Here is a 1473-nt window from a genome sequence, read left to right as displayed (position 1 = left end):
GGCTTGACTGCCTCCTTGTTTCTTTTTTGTTTCGGCATGGTTGAATTAAATGACTGCTAACGTTCAACGCATTGCCGTCAGGTGGGGCAATATCACTTTTTCAGCTTGGCTAATGTACAAGAGCTTGCGTGAAAAACTGCTGATCAGCCCATGTTCTTCAACCCCGCTTGCGGCAATGCGCTGTTAGGCGTAAGCGGTCTACCAAAGCTGCTTTACGTTATAGGAGGAAACGTGCTGATCTTTTGATATCAAAGTCAAGCCGCCATTTATTGTTTGAGCAATAATGATCCTGTCGAACGGGTCACGATGGTGAAATGGAAGAGTAGAAACAACCAATGTGTCTTCAAACGTTACTGGTAATACCTCAAACCCATTTGCTGCGATTTGTCCGTAGATGTGGTTTAAAGAGGAGCGTAGTTCCAGTTTGCCGAGGCTGACTTTTATAGCCATTTCCCAAAGACTTGCTATGCTGACAAAGTTTGCCGCACCATCAGCTTCGATGCAATTTCTGGCCTGTGTAGACAGATCTTCACTTCCTGAGAGAAACCAAAGCAGTGTATGTGTATCCAGAAGGTTTCTTTGCATCAGGCCTCGTATTCTTTGAAGTCTTCAATGGGATCATCAAATCCTGGGTGCATGATGATCAAACCTTTGGCGCTGCCAAACTTTGGTGTCGGTTTTTGGGCTTTTTGCTTGGCTTTCGACGCTAAGAAGTCAATAAAGTCACCAACTTCAGACTTCAAGTGCTCAGGCAAGGCAGATAACTTATTGTATAGTAGTAGATTATCCATAATCTGATCTCCGCTTCTCAAATTTAGCCAAATCTACCAAATAACGGACCTCTTTGGCTGCAAACCAGCTTACGCCTAACGGAGAACAGCTTTCCGAAGCCAAGGTATTCAATGCTTTTCAGCTTCAATTCTGTTCTGTTGTTGAATAAAATTATAGCGTTTAGTTTTTGTTCGTCAGCCTTGGTTTTGGAAATCTGATGTTATGCGCCTTGCTTCAGTACGAATCGAACATCTTTCCTTAGGCGATATTTCCCGACGATGTACCAAGTAACTAAATCTCCAAAGGTTAACCCAGTGGTTTGTCTTCCAAACTCAGGCAAAACGACGGTTTTTGTATAATCGACTTTGCCAAAAGTTAATATTTTCAATAGCCAAATAATCAACACAAAAGGAAGGCTTAACAACTGTGCAATGGCGATGCTTGAACTAAACTGTTCGCCCTCACTCAAAAAGTGCTTGGTGATGTCAAATCCATTTGCCTCCAGCCTGTAAACGGTGATGAACTTGTCCATAAGCTCATAGGTGTCATCACCTGCAATCTGTAGGTCCACTTCAAAATCCTTCTTCACGGAAGTTATTTCACCAGCAGTTTCACGCTCAAGAAAATCCTTTACCTCTTGGTAAGCTTTTCGCAGTTCCTTAAATTCTATTTGAAATAAAGACTGTTTCATAAGTGGCGCAT

3 protein-coding genes are annotated in these 1473 nt (G+C 42.4%); all 3 read right to left on the bottom strand.

Annotated features, from left to right (window positions below; genetic code table 11):
- Positions 1-198: 198 nt before the first annotated feature.
- Entirely contained in the window at positions 199-585 is a 387-nt protein-coding gene (locus BUE76_RS03900; protein ID WP_073046789.1) for a type II toxin-antitoxin system VapC family toxin, read from the bottom strand.
- Positions 585-791 carry a type II toxin-antitoxin system VapB family antitoxin gene (vapB, locus tag BUE76_RS03895; RefSeq protein WP_073046792.1) on the bottom strand — a complete coding sequence of 69 codons (207 nt, stop codon included), beginning with the start codon at positions 789-791 and terminating at the stop codon, positions 585-587. Before vapB ends, BUE76_RS03900 begins: the two co-directional genes overlap by 1 nt.
- A 200-nt stretch (positions 792-991) precedes the next feature.
- Positions 992-1473: DUF1493 family protein (locus tag BUE76_RS03890; RefSeq protein ID WP_216820618.1), on the bottom strand; the 482-nt coding region annotated here is incomplete at its 5' end.

This window comes from Cnuella takakiae, assembly GCF_001953305.1.
Classification (GTDB): domain Bacteria; phylum Bacteroidota; class Bacteroidia; order Chitinophagales; family Chitinophagaceae; genus Flavisolibacter; species Flavisolibacter takakiae.
This window is presented reverse-complemented; position numbering and strand designations above follow the sequence as displayed.